Origin of the sequence: Nocardia mangyaensis, assembly GCF_001886715.1 — a bacterium.
GTDB classification, from domain to species: Bacteria; Actinomycetota; Actinomycetes; order Mycobacteriales; family Mycobacteriaceae; genus Nocardia; species Nocardia mangyaensis.
On sequence record NZ_CP018082.1, the window covers coordinates 1,138,454 to 1,155,871 of the forward strand.

A 17,418-nucleotide genomic window follows, 5' to 3' on the forward strand; every position below is an offset into this window, starting at 1 on the left:
TCGATCTCCTCCTGTGTGGCGGATCAGCGCACGACCCGCTCCAGCAGGCCCGCCGAACGGGTGTAGGTGGCGGGCATCAGACGCTTGGCCTGCCACAGCAATTTGGCTTCGACCTGCGGAACCACATAGAGGTCACCGCGATCGACGGCGTCGAGGGTGGTGCGGGCGATCGCGGACGGGGCGCGTCCGGTCCAGCGCAGCAGCAGGCCGCCGAGCCGCTCGGCGGTGTCGTCCATCGGTGAGTCCGTCCGCATGATGTTGGTTTTCACGCCGGTCGGGCACAACACGGTGACACCGACGCCGGTCCCGGCCAGCTCCGCCGACATCGTCTCCGACAGCGCGAGCACCCCCGCTTTGCTCACGTTGTAGGCCGCCATTCGCGGCGCGGCGCCGAATGCGGCCGCCGAAGCCACATTGACCAGCGCGCCGCGGCCCGCCGCGCGCAGGATCGGCGTGAAGACGTGGCAGCCGTTGATCACGCCCCACAGGTTGACCCCGAGCGTGCGCTGCCAGTCCGCCAGCGTGAACTCGCCGACCACCGGGCCGCCTGCGCCGATACCCGCGTTGTTGATCACGAGGGTGGGCGCGCCGCCGAACCAGTCCTGCGCGGTGGTCGACAGTTCGGTGACTTCGTCTATCGCGGTGACATCGCAGCGGACGCCGATCGCCTTGCTACCCGCGGCCTCGATGAGCCCGACGGTCTCCTCGGCGCGCTCGGGTTCGATGTCGGAACACAGCACCCGTCCGCCGCGCCTGCCGAGTTCCACCGCGAACGCGCGGCCGATACCGCTGCCCGCACCGGTGACCACGGCATCGGCCCCGTCGGTTCGACGGCGTCCGCCGAAAGGAAACAGTCGCATGGCAACTCCCGGTTCACCCGGCGAGGCCCATAATTGGTGGCGTATGCCACCAATGGCCGCACCTGACACCAATTAGGCGCGCGACGGGGTACTTTGTCAACCATGGATGTGCGCGCACCGGCCCGGACCTGGGGCGGGCGAACCGCCGACGAGCGTAGAGTGCAACGGCGCGACGCCCTGGTGACGGCCGCCCTCGACATCTGGCTCGACAGCGGCTGGGCCGCGGTGACCATGCGCGGGGTGTGTCAGCGCGCCGGCCTCAACGACCGGTACTTCTACGAGAACTTCGCCGACCGCGACGCACTGCTCGCCGCGGCCTGGGACCAGGTCTGTGTCGAGGTCTTCGCCGATCTGGCGGCCGTCGTCGCCGAGCACACCGGCAGCACCCCGCTCGAGATCCTGCGCGCCGCCATCGCCCGCGCTGTCGAATTGCAGACCGACCCGCGCGGTCGGGCCCGCATCCTGCTCGCCGATCACGCGGGCAGTGCCGTGCTCGAACAGCGACGCAAGACCATGCTCACCGACGCCACCGACCTGCTCATCGCCGCCGCCTGGCCCTACCTGCGCCCCGACGTCGACGAGACCGCCGTGCGCATGAGCACCCTGGCGGGCATCGGCGGTTTCATCGAACTCCTCACCGCCTGGCGTACCGGCGCACTCGATGTCGACACCGACCGCATCGTCGACCACACCAGCGCCATCGCGACCCAGCTCGGCGCGATGTTCCTGCCGCCGGAGATCATCGGCGGCTGAGCCCGGCCGATCCAGGGCGGCCCGGTCCAGCGTGGTGTGGCCCCGCGGGCGTGGTGTGGTCCCGCGTGGTGTGGTGCGGCCTTGCGTGGTCCAGCCGTGGTGGTACGGCACGGCGCAAGTCTGGCGCTGGCAGCGTGGCGCGGAATGGCGCGGTTCAGCGTGGCACGGCGCGCCGTGGGCGGGGTCGCTGCTCGTCGTCGAACCCGGCTTGTCGAGCAGCGGCCTCGGGGGACCAGAGGGCAACGCACCGCGTGGAATCGCCGACGTGGCCGGCTCCCGCACACATACTCGACGGATGGCTCGTGAGTACCGGGTGGGAACGGCGTTGGAGCGGCTGGTGGCCTCGGGTGTGATCAGCGCTGAGCAGCGGACGGCGATCGTCCGCACGATCGACGAGCAGGAACGGGCGCGGCGGGCGCCGGCGGGACGGGTGATCGCGGAGATCGTCGCCTATCTCGGGGCCGGACTGGTGGCCGCGGGACTGGTGCTGTTCCTCGATCGCGCGTGGGTCGAGATCGCGCGCACCGGGCGGGTGGTGCTGCTGATGGTCGTCGCCGGGTGCGCCATCGGCGGCGCGGTCGTGCTGGCCGATGGGTGGCGCGGTGTGTTCCGGCGCGTGCCGATCGCCTCGCCGGGCCGCGTTCGGCTCGCGGCCGTGCTGCTCGCCTTGGCGGCGGGCGCGGTGACCGGCGCGGTGGCGACGGCGTTCGACACCCGGGGTCCTGACTGGGCAGCCCCGATCGCCGGGCTGCTGGTCGCGGTGCTCGGGTACCTCCTGGTCCCGAGCCTGCTCGGGATGGTCGCGGTGGCCGTGTTCGGCGTGGCCGGCATCGTCGAGCTGACCTCGGGAGTGTTCGCCGCGCGCTCGCCGTGGCAGGGGATCGCGCTGATGGTCTTCGGGGCGGGCTGGTTCGCGCTGGCCTCGGCACGGTTGGTCGTCGTCGACTGGGCCGGCTACCTGCTCGGGGGGATCGTGGCGGTGATCGGCGCGCAGTCGGTGACGCTCGGTGAATCCTGGTGGCGGCCGATGCTGACCGGGCTGATCGGCGTGCTCTGCCTGGTGCTCTACCTGTGGCGACGCGAGGCCGTCCTCGTGCTCGGCGGGGCGTCGGCGGTCGCGATAGCGGTGGGTCAGGTGGTGGCCGACTACACGGCCGGTGGGCCCGCGGTGGCGAGTGCGGTGCTCGGCGTCGGCGCGGTGGTGCTCACGGTGGGCGTCCTCGTGCTGAACACCCGGTCGCAGCCGCGACCGCCCGACTGATCCTCAGCGGATCAGCGTGGTCTGCTGCGCGCGGATCGTGCGGAAGAAGCGCGGCCCCACATCGGAGCCGTCGTGGTTGTAGCTGTCGATGATCTCGGCCAGCTCCGCGGCCAGTCGGCGCAGATCCCTGGTCGCGGTGATGCGGTCGAACTCGTCGGCCTCCCAGCCCCACGCGGACGGGATGTTCTCGATGGTGACGACGATCTGATCGGCGAACGGCGTGCTCACCGCGACGGTCAGCTCGGCGGGTGCGGCGGCCAGCGGGCTGTGCACGATCAGCTCACCCGGCGCGCCGGACGGCGCGAAATCGCGGGCGAAGGCGATGTCCTCGCGCACCGATTCCACGATCGAGGCAGTGCTCGCGTGCCTGCCCGGCCGGTCATGGCGCGAACCGTAGACGCGATCCGGCGATCCATGGGAAGTCTTGTCTCCGAGCGACTTTCGCAGAAGACGATCGAGCATGCGCTGGGCGGTCGCCCGCTCGCCCGCGCCGGTGTTCTCGTGCTCGATCAGCGCGCGCAGCCGAGTGATCCGCACGAAGTGGTCGGTGCCCATGCGCTGATTGTGCCGCAGAACGACCGGTGGGATGCGTCACACCGGGCCCGCCGGGCTTGTCGATACTAGGACATCCAACTTTATGGTGGCATACGTGACCGCGATGGCGGTGCCGCTGGGTATCGTCACACCGACCGTGACCGTTGTCCAAGAGCGTAAGAGGTGCCTGGTGACCGAATTCGAGACCATTCTGCTGGAACGCAAGGGCGGCAGCGAGGGTAAGGGCGGGGTCGGCTGGATCACGCTGAACCGGCCGAAGGCGCTCAACGCCCTCAACGCGCAGGTCCTCGACGACGTCATCGCCGCGCTCGACGAACTCGACCGCGACGATTCGATCGGCGCCGTCGTCATCACCGGGTCGGACAAGGCTTTCGCGGCCGGTGCCGACATCAAGGAAATGGCCCCCAAGTCCTACATGGACATGTTCCTGGCCGACTACTTCGCCCGCTGGGACCGCCTGGGCAACTTCCGCAAGCCCACGATCGCCGCCGTCTCCGGCTACGCCCTGGGTGGTGGCTGTGAGCTGGCCATGCTGTGCGACATCCTGATCGCCGCCGACACCGCCAAGTTCGGTCAGCCCGAGATCAAGCTGGGCGTGATCCCCGGTATCGGCGGCTCGCAGCGGCTGACCCGCGCGATCGGCAAGGCCAAGGCGATGGATCTCATCCTGACCGGCCGCAACATGGGCGCCGAGGAAGCCGAACGGGCCGGGCTCGTCTCGCGCATCGTGCCCGCCGACCAGCTGCTCGACACCGCGCTCGAGACCGCGACGACCATCGCCTCGATGTCGCTGCCGGTGGCCATGATCGCCAAGGAGGCGGTGAACCGCTCCTTCGAGACCACTCTGGGCGAGGGCCTGCTGTTCGAGCGGCGGGTGTTCCACTCGCTGTTCGCCACCGACGATCAGAAGGAAGGCATGGCCGCCTTCGTCGAGAAGCGGACGCCGAACTTCACCAACAGCTAGTTCGCCGAATCCTCGGTGTGCTGTGCGGGCGTCGGCGCGGTACCGGGTTCCCGGGGCCACGCCGACGGATCCTGGGTGCCGAGCAGCCCGGCGACCGTGCCGCCGAGGGTCGCTGTGACCGCTACCGCGGCGAGGAGTTTTCGGCGCCCCGGCCGCTGCGGACCGTCGCGGGGCGCCAGGGCGGCGCCGGTCCGCAGACGCGGCATCCGCAACCGGGCCGCCGGGCGACGTGTGGCCAGCAGTACCGCGCCACGCGCCGACACGTACTCCGGCTCGGGGTCGTACACGATCGGCAATCCGATCAGCTCGGCCAGGCCCGCGCGCAGATTGGGACTGCGGCTACACCCGCCGAGCAGCACCAGCGCGCCGGGGCGCCGCCCGGTCTCCTCGGTCACCTGCCGGACGAACGAGGCCGAATGGCGCAGGCCCGCCGCGCACAGGTCCGCCAGGTCGCTGCGGGTCACCACCGCCCGTCCGCCGGTGTCGGTATCGGTGGCGGTGACCACTCTGGCCTGGCTCAGCGCTTCCCGGTGCGCGCGACTGGTGCGGGCGTCGGCGTCGACGCCCCCGCGGGCCAGCCGCCGGCGCACCAGAGTGTCGTAGCCGTCGCCGCTGGGCACCGTGCTGCGTCGGCTCGCCAGGATGGCGTCGGTGCGGCAGTCGGCATGGGTGACCGTCAGGCCGGAGCAGCCGAGGTCGTAGAGGATCACCGAGTCGGTATCGGGCAGCAGCCCGGTGAAGCGCAGATAGCGCAGCTGGGCCAGCGGCTCGTCCACGATGTCGATATCGGACTGGCCCGCCGCCGCGCGGATCGCTTCGGCGTGCAGTTCGCTGCGGCAGGTGACCGCGGTGCCGGTGACACACTCGTCGCGCGCCAGCGCGGCCGCGCGCATCCGGTGAATCGCCGTCAACACCGGCTCCTCAACCGGGCCACCCGCTCGGCGCGGCACCTGCGCCCGATCCAGCGGTGACAGGTGCGGCTGATCGGAATGGGTCAGCACGGCGCGCGCGCCACCAGCGCCCGCCGACACTCCAAGGATCAGAACCATGGGCTACATCGTGGCCCGTCGCCGGTCACCTGCCAAGCGATTCGGCCGGTAATTCGACGGTCGGACCCGAAGTCGCGTGTAATGCGAGGTTCGCGGCATTCGAGGCCGGAAACTCGGCCGATGCCCGCGCAAGGGTGTGGACCGTGCGACTATCCGCTGCCGGTGCCGGCCGATGCCTCACCCGCTGGTCGCGAAGTCGACGGGAATGCCGGGCTTTTCACCCCATCGGCAGCGAAATCGCCTGCATCGTGGCGGAATTGGGCGAGCAGCTCCAGCAGTTGCCTGCCCTGCTCGGGCGGCAGACCCGGTTCGGCGAAGACCTCGACGTTGAGCGCTTCCGTCGCCGCGGCGACGGATTCCCTTCCCGCATCGGTGATTTCGATGAGAGTGGCCCGTCGGTCACTGGGATGGGGAACCCGGCGCACCAGTTCGGCCGCCTCCAGCCGATCGACGGTATTGGTGACGCTGGTGGGATGCACCTGCAGTCGCGCGCTGGCCTTCGCCATCGGTAAGGCGCCGGTCCGGCTGAAGCTGAGCAACTGCAGGAGCTCGTAGCGGGAGAAGGTCAGCCCCGAGGGCTTGAGCGCGTCGTCGACGCGGGCCATCACGATCTGCTGAGCCCGGACCAGCGAGGTCACCAGTGCCATGCCATCGGCGACGGAGCCCCACCCGTGCTGCACCCACTGGCGGTGCGCCTCGGCGATGGGGTCATGGGGAAGCGGTCTGGGCCGTGACATGATTCCGATCATTCCACGACCCAGCCGCAATCCGGCACAGAGCGAGCGGCGGGAATCGAACCCGCGTGAACGGCTTTGCAGACCGTTGCCTCAACCACTCGGCCACGCCCGCCTCGCCCATGATGATGCCGGTTGCGGGCGCTCGCGCCGAGGGTTGCGATCAGCGTGATCCGATCTCGGTCAGCGGCGCATGGCCGGTGCCGAACAGATCTTCCAGGTGCCGTCCTCGTTCAGCAGGTGCTCTTCGGTGCTGTCCTCGGTATTGGGCTCGGAGCCCTCGACCGTGAGAGTCAACTCGCCGACCACTGTCGCCTTGGCGGTGTCTCCGGTGATGACGATGTCGGTGACTTCGTCGATGACCACCGAGACCGAGGCGCTGTCGAACTGCTGACGCTGCTCGGCGCTGAGATTGTCGATCTCGCTGCGATCGGCCTGGCAGGCCAGCTGCGCGGCGGCGATGAAACCGTCGCTGTCGAGGGTGTCGTAGAAGTCGCGGATGGCGACCTCGATCTTCTTCTCGTCCGAGGCCAGCGGCGTGCGGCCCTGCATGGTGAGCACGATGCCGGTGATCAGCGCCCCGATCACCACCAGCGCGACGACGCCGAGCGTGATGAACAGCCCGGTGCGGCTCTTCTTCGGCGGCTGGGGTGGGGGAAAGACATCCGGCCCCGGCTGACCGGGCGGCGGCCCACCCGGCCCGGAACCGGCGTGCGGATAGCCGGGCGGCCCGGAGGGCAGGTTCTCGGGAAGATCTGGTGGATTCGTCATGGCCCGCTCCTGTTGTCACCGGGGCGAGGCCCCGAATCCTGTGGAACCGTGCGTGATCAAACCTGACTGCAAACAAACGAGGCCCCGACCAAGCGGACGGGGCCTCGAACTGTTGTGCCCTCGGCAGGATTCGAACCTGCGGCCTTCTGCTCCGGAGGCAGCCTCGGCCCGTCCAGGCGAGTCCTGCGAATACTGTCGGCGTACCGTAACCTGCGGGTTCAGTCCGGCGAAATCCGGGGTTGTCCGGGGTACTTGTGACAACGTGGTGACACTGAGCGGCGGGGGAGTGGGTCCGTTCTTGGCCCTGTGCTGGGTTGGGATGCGCATACCGGGGCTGGCTCACCGCCTGCCCGATAAGGCCTGCCGTTCACGCGCAGAGGCTCACAGGTCAAGGGTGGCGAATGCCATCACGTAGTGACGCCATCGGCGCCCTTGAGGTGTGAGGGGCGCGGGATCACAATGCAGGCCAACCCAGACCAGGGCCACGCGGCCACCGGTCGCGATACCACCACCCTCACCGCGCGGATTCCGTTCAGCAATTCACTCGCACCTGGTGACCGGCCAACGTGATTGGGAACTATGCCGGCCTTTTCGGCTGGGACCGGTGACGGTTCGGTGACCACCTGCACGGGTTCGGCAGGCTGGTCCTATGAGGCAAGCGACGAAGTCGTGCGGCAGTACGTATGCGACTCGGTGCGCTGGTGACCGTCGATCGGGCAGGATGTCGACCGATTCGGGCTCGGGAGTTCGTTCAGCCATTCCGGCGGGGACCACGTCGGCCTCGTCTGCTGCTCGGGTCGATGCGGTAGAGGGCTTTCAGGAGCTCTGGCGTCTGCTGATAGCGCGTGCTCGTCGCCGACGTGCCGACCCGCCGCGCGACCGCCGTTCAGGGAGCGCGCTGCGGGTCGCAGCGCGGCGGCGGCGCGCACGCGCCGCCGCAGGCGCCCTTGACTCTATATAGCGAATTTCAGCAACAACTCTGTGAAGGTGGCTGGTTCAGGCTTTCGGGCGCCGGATTTGGCTGATCCTGCCCTTGGTCAGACCGAGGTGCTGGCTGATCTCTGTCACGGTGAGACCGGCTGCGTAGGCATCGTCAATAGCGGCTTGGCGGATGCTGGATAGCTCGATAGCTCGGCAAGGCGGATTTGGTACTGGGTGCTCAGCTCGGTCGCGAGTCTCGCACGACGAATCGGGTCAGCAGTGGCGCGGATTCGGTCGATCTCGGCGATCGGGCCTTGAGGCACAGCAACGTGGTCGTCCGGGAGTTGCTCGGCAACAAAGGAACCTCGTCGTGGGACAGTCCGTATGAGACCCCTCGACTTCAGCAGGCGGATCACTTCGCGAATGACGATGCCTGAGACGCCGTATCGCTGAGCCATCTCGGACTGACTGGGTAGGGCTGAGCCTGGAAGCAGAGAACCATTGTGAATCTGCCGCGTGTAGTCGTCGGCGATACGTTCGTAGGCATGCCTGTCGGGGCTGCCGGGCTCGGATCGGGTCAACGCGGCTCCTCGGGGCGCAGCATCAGTCGAGTGTGACATGACTTGGCGACGGATCGAAGCGGCAGTGGATCAAGTGGGGAGAAGCCGAGATGTGTACCCGGCGTTGACAAGTCGGTCATAAGCGTCTTTGACGGGTGTTGGAACTTCTTGCTCGATGGCCCAGCCGCGCTCGGGGTACAGCCAGATGCGCTGAGTGTCGCCGACCAGCATGTCGATGACACGGTCGGCGTCGCCGATGGCGGCAATGTACTCGCCGAGTTCGAGAGGGAGCGACGAGCATATGACCTCGACATCCGGCCAGTGCTTGCGGAATATGGCGTAGCTACGTCGCTGCTGGTATGGCCTCGATATGAGAGTCGCGGATCGGATCGAGTCGACCAGCCCGTGATCGGCAAGGAGGGCTCGTGTGAAATCGATGTTCTCGCTGGTGTTCGTGGCTCTTGGCTCGAGGAGGATGGCCTCGGATGGCACTCCCTGTTCGATGGCGTGTTCCCGGTAGTGAACGGCTTCGCCCCGTGGGAATCGTTCGACTGTTGTGGGTGCATTCGCGCCGGTGAACACGATGAGGGGGAACATGCCGGCCTGATAGAGGTGTGCGGTGTGGGTGGCAACACCCAGATCATGGCTACCGAGACCGATGCCGACGTCGGTCGGTCGAACGTCATGGTGGAGTTGGTTGTACTGCCACAGCGTTTCGACGTCGGGCCGAACCGCGGCGGGATAGGCGGTTGTCGGCATCGGTGGCACCTCTCAGTCGGGCAGCTTGAAGTCGTACGTCCAGTAGAACCGGGAGGCCGCGTGGACGCCGCGTGCGAACTCGATCAGAACATCCTCGGCGGTATAGGTCTGTCGGACAAGGATCATCACCGGTTCGCCGGAAGGTAGGTCCAACTTTTTGGCCTCTTCGGGCGTTGGCATGCGCGCAGAGATCGTCTCGGTCATGTGGTCGGGCTCGTATCCCTGCAGGGTGAGGACCGCGAACCCGCCACCCCGTCCGGCGGGACCTGCGGTCGGGTCGACGAGCGGCGTTCCTTCGACGTGTTCGGGGAGGTAGTAGCTGGTGAGTGTGTGTGTTGGTCGGCCTGCATCGCTCACCGTGCGGGCACGTTCGTACACGTTGGTACCCACCGGGATTCCGTAGGCCTCGGCGACCTCGGCGTCGGCTTCGATCAACTGGACGGTGTTCGTCTGGTCCGTGAGTTTCCACGGTCGGCCCGATGCCTCACGATCGGCAACGAACGCGACCGTGTCGCCGAACTTCCACTTCCTCTTGGCGTAGCGTTCGGTGCCCTGACGTCGCATCGGGGGATGCTCGCGGACCACGGTGCCCCGGCGCCGGATCGGTGTAACCAGGCCTTCGCTTTCGAGTAGCCCGACCGCCTGGCGGACCGTCTTCACGTTCACGCCGTATTGCTCTGCCAGATCTCCCTGCTTCGGCAGATTGGATCCTGGCAGATACTCGCCTGCCTTGATCGCGTCCCGCAGCGTAGCCGCGAGCTCCCGATATCCGGTCGTGCCCATGAGCCTTCCCTTCTCCTCGACTGTGAAGTCGGCTCGTCCATTAAGAGTAGCTGTAAGTGTGCAGGGAGGGTCCGACACTCAATAGAGGTGGTTCTATTGACAGCTCTCGGTCGCTGGTGTCCAATAGAGGTGGTTCTAATCACTGATGCGACCATCCTCCGCCAGGCGCACCGCTCGCTCTGGCTCACCAGCACAGGAGTTGATTCCAATGGCACTCAAGGACATGTGGATTCCCACCGACTTCGCCGCCGTCTTCCCCCAGGGGTTGATGCTCGTCGGCAACATCGAGCCGGACGAGGAGTTCAGCTCGGACCGCAACGCGCCCAAGCGGCAGAAGATCGACATGGACCGCGACGGCAACGGTTCCCGTAAGCGGATGTGGAAGGCCACGGTCATGGACCCGGCCGGTGCGGGCAAGGGTGCGAAGAACACCGGCCTGGACATCACCTTCGTCTCCGATGTCGTTCCGGTGCCGTCTGCGGATGAGGTGATGCCCGGCTTCCGGCCGATCCAGTTGGAAGGGCTGATGCTCAAGCCGCGTGTGGTCGGCAACGGTGAGTTCAAGTCGATCGGGTTCTACATCCGTGCGACCGGCATTGTCGGTGACAACTCGGGTGCGAAGGTCAACGAGCCTGCCGCCCGCAAGGCCGCGTGATCGTCATGTCCTTCATCACCACACACACTGGCCTGTCCCACGGGATCGATGCCACCTATTCCGAGTCTCGCCCGACCAGGCACGACCCCACGACGATTGTTCCCGCCTACATCAGGGTCGAGTTCGTGACCGACTACGGTTCGGCCACTCTCCATCTGACGATGGAGGATGCGCGGGTTCTGGCTGAGCAGCTGCCCGGACTGCTGATGGCTCACGATGCTGCCGAGCATGCCGCCAGGGAGCAGGCTGCCGCGATCGCTGAGGCGGCGTAGTCATGGGCACGGCGGATCAGCAGTCCTCGGGGATGCGGTGGGCTCGCTGGTCCGCCGTGCTGGTTTTGATCGGTATCGGTTCTGCGGCGTTCGTGTTGTCGTTCGCGGCGTTGCAGGACCTCGCGATCATGGGCGGCACCCCACCCGGTTTGGCGTGGCTGTTCCCGGTGATCGTGGACGGCACCATCATCCAGGCCACCATGGCCGTGATTGCTTTGCCGCCGAGATCGGCTGAGCACAGGTGGTTTTCCTGGATTCTGGTCGGTGGGGCCGTGGTCTCGGTGTCGAGCAACTCTGCCCATGCCTACCTGACTGGCCACGGCTACGGCGGTGCCCTGTTGGCCGCGATTCCCCCGCTGGCCCTGCTGATCGACACACATGGCCTTGTTCTGCTTCGCCGTGCGGCACATCACGACCCGGCTCCCGCTGCCGTGGTCGGACCCGCACCCGCAGCGACCGCTGATACCAACTCGCCTGACCTCGTGCCCTTGGCCGAGGCACCCACTCCGGCCCCGGCTTCGTTGCCGGTGCGCACCTTCCATACACCTCCGCGTGCGGCTGCGCCGTTGCTGCCTGTCGCGGTCCCGATCCCTACAGGGGGCAACTGAAATGCGTGATTACTCGTTCAAGGTCGACTACTGCGAGCGGTCCGACCTGGTCATCTTCCGGCTCGGTTCCGGTGCTTTCTACCTGGCGCCGGTTGATGCGGCCAAGCTGGTCGACCAACTCACAGCCGCGCTCGATGTCTACGCCGCGACGTTGAAGGCGGTGGCGTGATGGGAACGACCATCGTCGCACTGTCGACCATCCTCGGGACCGGTGTCCTGCTGTGGTGGCGTCACCTCGACCGGCCGCAGTCGCGCCGCGACACCACCGAAACCACCACGATTCCGGCTGATCTGCGCACCGCTGAACTGGTCTTGACCGACCCGTATCAGCTCACGGTGATGTGGCAGTCCATCGGTCTCGGCTCGGCCGGGAACTGGCCCCACATCGTCGGCGGGGTCGACCTGATCCCCGCTGGCGCGGAGTTTGATGTGCAGGTCGTCGGCGGCCAGAAACTCTCGGATTGGACCAGTGAGGAGACCCGCGACAAGCTCGCCCAGTACCTCGGTGTCGCGAAAGTCCTTGTCTCCCAGGCTGGTCCGGGGTTCGTGCGGGTCGAGTTGCGGACCGTGGACACCCTCGCCACTTCGGTTCCCGCACCGGATCTCGCCTCGATCGGGGTCGATCTGGAATCGGTGCCCGTCGGCATCCGGGAGGACGGACGCACCTGGTTGCTGCGGGTCCTCTACGCCCACATCCTGCTCGCCGGTGCCACCGGATCGGGTAAGGGCTCGGTGCTGTGGTCGATCATCCGGGGCATCGGTCCCGCAATCCAGGCGGGGTTCGTGGACGTGTGGATGGCAGATCCCAAGGGCGGCATGGAATTCGGTCGCGGCGAACGGATGTGGGTGCGGTTCCAGTGGACCGCTGACGGCATCCTGGCCATGCTCACCGAAGCCGTCGAGGTCATGCAGAACCGCGCCGCCTCGCTGCGTTCGGCCGGTATCCGCAAGCACGTTCCGACCACAGACGCACCACTGATCCTGATCATCATCGATGAAGCCGCTGCCCTGTCGGCGTACGCCACCCGGGAACAGCGTCAGGACTTCGAACGCCTGCTCGGGCTGTTGCTCTCGCAAGGGCGCGCGGTCGGGGTGTCGGTGATCGCGGCGTTGCAGGACCCGTCGAAGGAGACGATGCCGTTCCGGCAGTTGTTCCCGGTCCGGATCGGTCTGCGCCTGGACGAACCGACGCAGACCTCCATGATTCACGGGCAGGGTTCCAAGGACCGTGGCGCGTTGTGTCACGAGATCCCGGACACGACACCGGGTGTCGGCTACGTCGGCGAGGACGGCACCAGCGAGTTCGTGCGGGTGCGGGCGTTCTGGATCTCCGACAACCACGCCGACGCGATCGTTGATGCCTACGCCCCGACCCCGGTCGTGACCGTGGTCGACAACGACGATTTCGACCCGTCCACCTTCGACCCGGACTACATCCCCGGCGAAGACGACAACGACGAGTTGGGGCGTGCGGCATGAAACGCGGGTTCCACACCGAGATCCACATCGTCATCTACTGCGACGGCTGCGGCGACATCTTCACCGACCGCGACGGTGAGTCGATCTGTTTCACCACCACCAACCAGGCCGCCGAGTACCTGACCGCCGACAAGACGACCGGCTGGGCCTATGACGGCGACACCATCCGCTGTGACGGCTGTGTGGCTGCGGCTGAGTGTGTCGAGCAGGGTCACCGGTTCATCGACATCGGTTGGCCGACTGTGTGGCCTGTCCCTTCTCCCGCGCCGCGTGAATGCAGCGTGTGTGGGCTTCCCGACCTCGAACAGGAGAACTGACCATGACCCGCAAGAACTTCCGTGCCGACACCGGTGTGGCCGACGTGATCGACTTCGCCGCCCGTGCCCGCTGCCGCTCCGAAGCACGCGGCCTCGACCCGCTCGCTGTCGCGGTGACGATGCTGGCCGAAACCGGGTCGGCTCCGGCCTGGACCGACTACAGCACCGATGGTTGGGACGACGCCGCATGACTACCCGCAAACCAGTGAAAAAGGCTGTGCCCCAGGTGAATCCGGTCGTCAAGGCCGCTGCTGAGAAGACCTCGAGGCGCAAGGGTTCCGCTCCGGTGCAGCTCGAACTGTTCCCCCTGAACACCGTGACCGGAAAGGCCAACCGATGAACACCACCACCACCACCACCGCCACAACCGATCCGGTCACCGAGGTCTTCGACGGCTTGCTCACCTTTGCCGGCCGAATTCTGGCCGGTGCTGCGGTGCTGGTCTGGTGGGCGGTCCTGTTCCCGATGATCTCGGTTCCCCTCGGGCTGGCGGTTGCTGCCGGGTGGTGGCTGGGTTGGCCGTTCGGGGTCGGGGTGGCCGGTGTGAGTGTCGCGGGGATGGTGCTGTGGCGAGTATCGAGCCCGCAGACCTTCGAGCGCGTGATCACCGGCCGTGCCCGGACCCGGTTCCTGACCTGGTTCCGCTACCGGCGCCGCTGGACCACGATCCTGACCGCCTGCGACCTGGCCACCCGTGACAACGATCGGGTGTATGTGCCTCGGCTGGTCTCGGTCGACATCGGCGAGACCCTCGACATGATCCACGCGAGGATGCTGCCCGGTCACTGCCCGGAGAGCTGGTTCAACCGCCGTGACCACCTCGCCCACGGTTTCGGCGCTCAGCAAGCCCAGGTGAAGATCGCCGGTCCGGGACTGGTCCAGATCATGTTCCGCCGGTGCGACTCACTCGCTGACCCGGTGGTCGTGCCGTTCGAATCGGTGGCCGGATTCAGAACCTTGCCCGACACCAAGGCCGCATGACCACCACTACCGACACCCACCTAGCTGAGGGAGGCCACACCATGGACGCGAACACCACCAACTCCACACCCGTGGCCTCCCTCGGTATCCGCGCCGACCGGCTCACCGCCGCCGACCGCCGCGCGATGCCCGACATCACCGACATCGCCGAAGCCGCCGCCGCGAAAGAAGGCGTCTGCGCCCGGGTGGTGCCCATGCGGGCCTTCGACCCGGTCACCTCCCGAACCTCGTATGTCGGCGCACCGTGCAAGTCCACCCATGAACAGACCTGCCCGGCCTGTGCGAAGGCCAACCGCTACCTGCGCATGACCCAGCTGCGCGAAGGCTGGTGCGCCGAGGCCGAACCCGTCGACCCCGACACCGTGGTCACCGAGGCACAGCAACAGGTCCTCTCGGCGCGGGCGCTGCTGTTCACCGACTACCACGACGCGCGCCGTGCCGCCGATACCGAACTGGCTGAGGCGATCAAGGCTCTGGTGGCCGACCTCGACACCGAACTCCGTGAGTTGGGTGTGCGTGGTCGACTCCCCGCCCTCGATGACACGCCCCGCCGCAAGGCCAAGTCGACTCGTCGCCGTGACGACGTGCCCGACCTGCCCCGAAAGAAAGTGAACAAGACTGTGACAGTTGGCACCGCCTACGCCGATGGCAAATATCGGCCCTCGACGTTCTTCACCCTCACCCTGCCTTCCTACGGGTCGATCAACCGCTACCGCGACGCTGCGACCGGGCAGATGGTCTCGGACGGTTCCCCGCGTGACCCGGAGTCCTACGACTACACCCGCCAGGCCCGCGACACGATCCACCTCGCGAAGCTGTTCGACCGGTGGATGCAGAACCTTCGCCGTGCGGTCGGTTGGAACGTGCAGTACTGGGCCTCGGTCGAACCCCAGAAGCGCGGCGCCCCTCACCTGCACATCGCTATTCGTGGCTCGATCCCTACCCAGTTGCTCTACCAGGTCACCGCGGCGACCTACGTCAACGTCTGGTGGCCCCATCATGACCGGCCCGTCTACACCGGGTCGAACATGCCGGTCTGGGACTATTCGGCCGCCACCTTCGTCGACCCGCGCACGCACAAGCCGTTGACGTACTGGGATGACGCGCTGACGGTCATGGATGAAGTGGACGACCTCGAACCGGCCCACACGATGAAGTTCGGCGGGCAGTCCAAGGCGGTGCAGATCCTCGGTGGCACTGAGGAAATGGATACCAAGGTCCGGTATCTGACCAAGTATCTGACCAAGTCCATCGGCGAAGTCCTCGACCCCGGCTCACGCCGCGTCGCCGAACACTACGACCGGCTGCACGCCGAGTTGCAGGACACCCCGTGCTCGCCTCGGTGCGGGGTCTGGCTGCGCTACGGCATCGTCCCCAAAGGCGCCAGCGAGAAGACCATTCCCGGCCGCTGCAAGGGGCGAGCGCACCGCCGCGACACTCTCGGTCTGCCTGGTCGGCGTTGCCTCAACTCCGGCAAGTGGTCGGGCAAGACGATCCCCGATCACAAGGCCGACCGCCTCGACTTCGTGCGCGCGGAGCTGGCTCGTGTCGGCATCGTCAAGCCGGATACCTCGCACCTGCGGATCACGCCGGTACGCCCCGGCGACAAGGACGCACCGCCTCGCTCGCATCTGGTGATGGCGCTGGTAGCGGCTCGGATCAATCAACGCGCCGAGTACACCACCGCCCGCCTGGCCATCGATGACCGGCCAGACCCACCGACTTTCGTTCAGCAATCCGCAGCAGCATAGGGAGGAACCGTCATGTCCAAGCTTCTCAACGAGGCCGAAGTTCGCAAGCTGATCCCGATCGGCCGGAGCAAGTACTACGAGTTGATCAGCTCGGGTGCGCTGCGCTCGGTCAAGATCGGTCGGCGTAGGTTCGTCACCGAACAGGCTGTCACCGACTACATCTCGGCTCTCGATCAGGTTGCGGCATGAGTCGTCAGCAACTTCCACCTCAGATCACCAAGATCGAGGTGACGGAGCGGCGAACTGGGAAGCCTGGCATCCGGTATGAGGTCGTTGCCGATGCTGGCCGTGATCCTGAGACCGGCAAGCGACACCAGGTGCGTCGACGCTTCCGCACGGAGAAGGAAGCCAAGGAGGCGCTGGCCAAGTTCCTCGCTGACGCTGCCTCGGGCAGTTTCGTGCCGCGCAAGGATGTGACGGTGGAGGAGGCATGTGCCGATTGGCTCGCCAGTATGCACTGGGCTCGGGCAACCACGCTGTCGGGGTACGAGTACAACCTCGCGCCGCTGCGCGAGATGCACGGTCCCTTGCCTGTTCAGAAGCTCACCCGCAAGCACTTGGATGACATGGTCGCCGCGTTGAAGAAGGGCGGCAGCAAGACCGAGAAGGGCAACACGCGGCGGCCGTGGTCGAATCGGTCACTCAAGCGCGCAGTCGAGACTACTTCGTGGGTGCTGGACTACGGAATTGAGCGAAAGTTCTTGTCGCACAATGTGTCTCGTGCCATCAAGCCGAAAGCTGGGAAGAAGCGCAAGCCTCAGACTTACACTCCGGCCGAGGTCTCGAAGTTCCTGACCAGCTTGGAGGCAGACCGTAACGGGCACCTGTGGTTCCTGGCGCTGTCCGGCTTGCGGCGTGGTGAGCTCGGGGGCCTGCGGTGGTCCGGTGTGGACTTCAAGGCGAAGACGATCACCGTGCACATCGGTCGTGCAGCCGCTGGGGGCAAGGCGGTGGAGGACGATCCGAAGACCGAGGCGTCGGAACGGACGCTGCCGATGGACGACGAGATGGTGGCGGTGCTGCGGAAGGCTCGTCGTCGGCAGGCTGCGGACAAACTGCAACTCGGGAAGGCGTACCAGAACCTCGACTACGTTGCCTGCAATGAGGATGGCACTCCCTACCACCCGGACACGCTGACGCACAAGTGGGCAAAAGCGGTCAAGGTGGCCGGGGTTCGCCACATTCGCCTGCATGATGCTCGTCACACCTGCGGGACCATCATGCATCTGCGGAAGGTGCCGATGGCGGTGATTGCTGCTTGGCTCGGCCACGCGGATGCCAGCGTGACAGCGAGGATCTACACCCACTCGCAGGCCGAAGCTCTGGCCGAGGCGTCCAAGACTTTGGGTGAGGTTGTGACAACTCGTGACATCGAGGCTGGCTGA

General features: G+C 66.8%; 23 protein-coding genes and 2 tRNA genes. 14 read left to right on the plus strand and 11 right to left on the minus strand.

Going from position 1 to position 17,418, the window contains the following annotated elements; genetic code table 11:
* Positions 1-23: 23 nt before the first annotated feature.
* Positions 24-860, minus strand: coding sequence for an SDR family NAD(P)-dependent oxidoreductase (locus BOX37_RS05180; RefSeq protein ID WP_071926637.1), 837 nt, complete (start codon positions 858-860; stop codon positions 24-26).
* Positions 861-962: 102 nt separating this feature from the next.
* Between BOX37_RS05180 and BOX37_RS05185 the strand changes: the two genes are divergently transcribed.
* Together BOX37_RS05185 and BOX37_RS05190 are read left to right on the plus strand one after the other, a co-directional pair.
* Positions 963-1,613 (plus strand): TetR/AcrR family transcriptional regulator, encoded by a 651-nt coding sequence (locus BOX37_RS05185; RefSeq protein WP_071926638.1) that lies wholly within the window; start codon positions 963-965, stop codon positions 1,611-1,613.
* Between the two features lie 85 nt (positions 1,614-1,698).
* On the plus strand, positions 1,699-2,874 hold the full coding sequence (locus BOX37_RS05190) for a DUF2157 domain-containing protein (RefSeq protein WP_167659897.1): 1,176 nt from the start codon (positions 1,699-1,701) through the stop codon (positions 2,872-2,874).
* 3 nt (positions 2,875-2,877) lie between these two features.
* Here the strand turns inward: BOX37_RS05190 and BOX37_RS05195 are convergent, their stop codons facing one another.
* Positions 2,878-3,429, minus strand: a complete 552-nt coding sequence (locus BOX37_RS05195) for a hypothetical protein (protein WP_071926640.1) — start codon at positions 3,427-3,429, stop codon at positions 2,878-2,880.
* 169 nt (positions 3,430-3,598) lie between these two features.
* Between BOX37_RS05195 and BOX37_RS05200 the strand changes: the two genes are divergently transcribed.
* Entirely contained in the window at positions 3,599-4,393 is a 795-nt protein-coding gene (locus tag BOX37_RS05200; RefSeq protein ID WP_071931203.1) for an enoyl-CoA hydratase, read from the plus strand.
* Here BOX37_RS05200 and BOX37_RS05205 read toward each other — a convergent pair.
* The 9 genes from BOX37_RS05205 to BOX37_RS05240 form a co-directional block, all read right to left on the minus strand.
* Complete coding sequence (locus BOX37_RS05205; protein WP_071926641.1) at positions 4,390-5,442, minus strand: Hsp70 family protein; 1,053 nt, start codon at positions 5,440-5,442, stop codon at positions 4,390-4,392. The genes BOX37_RS05200 and BOX37_RS05205 overlap by 4 nt on opposite strands.
* A gap of 149 nt (positions 5,443-5,591) precedes the next feature.
* Positions 5,592-6,179 (minus strand): MarR family winged helix-turn-helix transcriptional regulator, encoded by a 588-nt coding sequence (locus BOX37_RS05210; RefSeq protein ID WP_084760650.1) that lies wholly within the window; start codon positions 6,177-6,179, stop codon positions 5,592-5,594.
* 40 nt (positions 6,180-6,219) lie between these two features.
* A tRNA-Cys gene (locus BOX37_RS05215) sits at positions 6,220-6,291 on the minus strand.
* A gap of 68 nt (positions 6,292-6,359) precedes the next feature.
* Entirely contained in the window at positions 6,360-6,947 is a 588-nt protein-coding gene (locus BOX37_RS05220) for an Rv0361 family membrane protein (RefSeq protein ID WP_071926642.1), read from the minus strand.
* A 115-nt stretch (positions 6,948-7,062) separates the two neighbouring features.
* Positions 7,063-7,125 (minus strand) — tRNA-Ser (locus BOX37_RS33680).
* An 818-nt stretch (positions 7,126-7,943) separates the two neighbouring features.
* Positions 7,944-8,060: a sigma factor-like helix-turn-helix DNA-binding protein gene (locus BOX37_RS35930; RefSeq protein WP_338039862.1), complete on the minus strand. Its 117-nt coding sequence runs from the start codon at positions 8,058-8,060 to the stop codon at positions 7,944-7,946.
* The gene (locus BOX37_RS05230; protein WP_167659898.1) at positions 8,012-8,449 is read right to left on the minus strand and encodes a winged helix-turn-helix domain-containing protein; all 438 of its coding nucleotides are present in this window, start codon (positions 8,447-8,449) and stop codon (positions 8,012-8,014) included. Before BOX37_RS05230 ends, BOX37_RS35930 begins: the two co-directional genes overlap by 49 nt.
* Positions 8,450-8,518: 69 nt before the next feature.
* Positions 8,519-9,187 carry a YdcF family protein gene (locus BOX37_RS05235; RefSeq protein ID WP_071926644.1) on the minus strand — a complete coding sequence of 223 codons (669 nt, stop codon included), beginning with the start codon at positions 9,185-9,187 and terminating at the stop codon, positions 8,519-8,521.
* 12 nt (positions 9,188-9,199) lie between these two features.
* Positions 9,200-10,048 (minus strand): GntR family transcriptional regulator, encoded by an 849-nt coding sequence (locus BOX37_RS05240; protein ID WP_240505212.1) that lies wholly within the window; start codon positions 10,046-10,048, stop codon positions 9,200-9,202.
* Positions 10,049-10,178: 130 nt separating this feature from the next.
* Between BOX37_RS05240 and BOX37_RS05245 the strand changes: the two genes are divergently transcribed.
* From BOX37_RS05245 to BOX37_RS05290, 11 genes are all read left to right on the plus strand, one after another.
* Positions 10,179-10,625, plus strand: coding sequence for a hypothetical protein (locus BOX37_RS05245; protein WP_071926646.1), 447 nt, complete (start codon positions 10,179-10,181; stop codon positions 10,623-10,625).
* Positions 10,626-10,630: 5 nt separating this feature from the next.
* The gene (locus BOX37_RS05250) at positions 10,631-10,897 is read left to right on the plus strand and encodes a hypothetical protein (RefSeq protein WP_156910267.1); all 267 of its coding nucleotides are present in this window, start codon (positions 10,631-10,633) and stop codon (positions 10,895-10,897) included.
* A 2-nt stretch (positions 10,898-10,899) separates the two neighbouring features.
* The gene (locus BOX37_RS05255) at positions 10,900-11,505 is read left to right on the plus strand and encodes a DUF2637 domain-containing protein (protein WP_071926648.1); all 606 of its coding nucleotides are present in this window, start codon (positions 10,900-10,902) and stop codon (positions 11,503-11,505) included.
* 1 nt (position 11,506) lies between these two features.
* Positions 11,507-11,674: a hypothetical protein gene (locus BOX37_RS33690; RefSeq protein ID WP_156910268.1), complete on the plus strand. Its 168-nt coding sequence runs from the start codon at positions 11,507-11,509 to the stop codon at positions 11,672-11,674.
* Positions 11,674-12,984: an FtsK/SpoIIIE domain-containing protein gene (locus tag BOX37_RS05260; protein ID WP_071926649.1), complete on the plus strand. Its 1,311-nt coding sequence runs from the start codon at positions 11,674-11,676 to the stop codon at positions 12,982-12,984. Before BOX37_RS33690 ends, BOX37_RS05260 begins: the two co-directional genes overlap by 1 nt.
* Positions 12,981-13,301 carry a hypothetical protein gene (locus tag BOX37_RS05265; protein ID WP_071926650.1) on the plus strand — a complete coding sequence of 107 codons (321 nt, stop codon included), beginning with the start codon at positions 12,981-12,983 and terminating at the stop codon, positions 13,299-13,301. Before BOX37_RS05260 ends, BOX37_RS05265 begins: the two co-directional genes overlap by 4 nt.
* A 2-nt stretch (positions 13,302-13,303) precedes the next feature.
* Positions 13,304-13,492 (plus strand): hypothetical protein, encoded by a 189-nt coding sequence (locus BOX37_RS05270; protein WP_071926651.1) that lies wholly within the window; start codon positions 13,304-13,306, stop codon positions 13,490-13,492.
* Between the two features lie 145 nt (positions 13,493-13,637).
* Positions 13,638-14,282, plus strand: a complete 645-nt coding sequence (locus BOX37_RS05275; RefSeq protein ID WP_071926652.1) for a hypothetical protein — start codon at positions 13,638-13,640, stop codon at positions 14,280-14,282.
* A gap of 41 nt (positions 14,283-14,323) precedes the next feature.
* The gene (locus tag BOX37_RS05280) at positions 14,324-16,033 is read left to right on the plus strand and encodes a replication initiator (protein WP_206045768.1); all 1,710 of its coding nucleotides are present in this window, start codon (positions 14,324-14,326) and stop codon (positions 16,031-16,033) included.
* A gap of 12 nt (positions 16,034-16,045) precedes the next feature.
* Entirely contained in the window at positions 16,046-16,222 is a 177-nt protein-coding gene (locus tag BOX37_RS05285; RefSeq protein WP_071926653.1) for a helix-turn-helix domain-containing protein, read from the plus strand.
* Positions 16,219-17,418 (plus strand): site-specific integrase, encoded by a 1,200-nt coding sequence (locus BOX37_RS05290; protein WP_071926654.1) that lies wholly within the window; start codon positions 16,219-16,221, stop codon positions 17,416-17,418. Before BOX37_RS05285 ends, BOX37_RS05290 begins: the two co-directional genes overlap by 4 nt.

Coding starts and splice junctions, on each gene's coding strand:
- BOX37_RS05180 (WP_071926637.1), bottom strand. CDS start 860: ATGCGACTGTTTCCTTTCGGCGGACGCCGTCGAACCGACGGGGCCGAT.
- BOX37_RS05185 (WP_071926638.1), top strand. CDS start 963: ATGGATGTGCGCGCACCGGCCCGGACCTGGGGCGGGCGAACCGCCGAC.
- BOX37_RS05195 (WP_071926640.1), bottom strand. CDS start 3,429: ATGGGCACCGACCACTTCGTGCGGATCACTCGGCTGCGCGCGCTGATC.
- BOX37_RS05205 (WP_071926641.1), bottom strand. CDS start 5,442: ATGGTTCTGATCCTTGGAGTGTCGGCGGGCGCTGGTGGCGCGCGCGCC.
- BOX37_RS05210 (WP_084760650.1), bottom strand. CDS start 6,179: ATGTCACGGCCCAGACCGCTTCCCCATGACCCCATCGCCGAGGCGCAC.
- BOX37_RS05220 (WP_071926642.1), bottom strand. CDS start 6,947: ATGACGAATCCACCAGATCTTCCCGAGAACCTGCCCTCCGGGCCGCCC.
- BOX37_RS05235 (WP_071926644.1), bottom strand. CDS start 9,187: ATGCCGACAACCGCCTATCCCGCCGCGGTTCGGCCCGACGTCGAAACG.
- BOX37_RS05245 (WP_071926646.1), top strand. CDS start 10,179: ATGGCACTCAAGGACATGTGGATTCCCACCGACTTCGCCGCCGTCTTC.
- BOX37_RS05250 (WP_156910267.1), top strand. CDS start 10,631: ATGTCCTTCATCACCACACACACTGGCCTGTCCCACGGGATCGATGCC.
- BOX37_RS05255 (WP_071926648.1), top strand. CDS start 10,900: ATGGGCACGGCGGATCAGCAGTCCTCGGGGATGCGGTGGGCTCGCTGG.
- BOX37_RS33690 (WP_156910268.1), top strand. CDS start 11,507: ATGCGTGATTACTCGTTCAAGGTCGACTACTGCGAGCGGTCCGACCTG.
- BOX37_RS05260 (WP_071926649.1), top strand. CDS start 11,674: ATGGGAACGACCATCGTCGCACTGTCGACCATCCTCGGGACCGGTGTC.
- BOX37_RS05265 (WP_071926650.1), top strand. CDS start 12,981: ATGAAACGCGGGTTCCACACCGAGATCCACATCGTCATCTACTGCGAC.
- BOX37_RS05270 (WP_071926651.1), top strand. CDS start 13,304: ATGACCCGCAAGAACTTCCGTGCCGACACCGGTGTGGCCGACGTGATC.
- BOX37_RS05275 (WP_071926652.1), top strand. CDS start 13,638: ATGAACACCACCACCACCACCACCGCCACAACCGATCCGGTCACCGAG.
- BOX37_RS05280 (WP_206045768.1), top strand. CDS start 14,324: ATGGACGCGAACACCACCAACTCCACACCCGTGGCCTCCCTCGGTATC.
- BOX37_RS05285 (WP_071926653.1), top strand. CDS start 16,046: ATGTCCAAGCTTCTCAACGAGGCCGAAGTTCGCAAGCTGATCCCGATC.
- BOX37_RS05290 (WP_071926654.1), top strand. CDS start 16,219: ATGAGTCGTCAGCAACTTCCACCTCAGATCACCAAGATCGAGGTGACG.